A 285-nucleotide genomic window follows, 5' to 3' on the forward strand; every position below is an offset into this window, starting at 1 on the left:
CCTTCGGCGGTCCCGAGGGCCCGGACGACGTGGTCCCGTTCCTGGAGAACGTGACGCGCGGCCGCGGCATCCCGAAGGAACGGCTCAAGGAGGTGGGACAGCACTACTTCCTGTTCGGCGGCGTCTCCCCGATCAACGACCACAACCGCGCGCTCCTCGAAGCGCTGCGGAAGGACTTCGCGCAGACCGGCCTGGACCTGCCGGTCTACTGGGGCAACCGCAACTGGGCGCCCTACCTCACCGACACCCTGCGGGAGATGGTCACCGACGGACGGCGCCGCATCG

The 285-nt window shown here is 69.5% G+C and carries 1 protein-coding gene; it reads left to right on the forward strand.

Annotated elements, in window-relative coordinates; genetic code table 11:
• On the forward strand, positions 1–285 hold a 285-nt coding region (locus OO47_RS33085), incomplete at both ends, for a ferrochelatase (protein ID WP_030223623.1).

Origin of the sequence: Streptomyces bikiniensis, assembly GCF_000716625.1 — a bacterium.
GTDB classification, from domain to species: Bacteria; Actinomycetota; Actinomycetes; order Streptomycetales; family Streptomycetaceae; genus Streptomyces; species Streptomyces bikiniensis.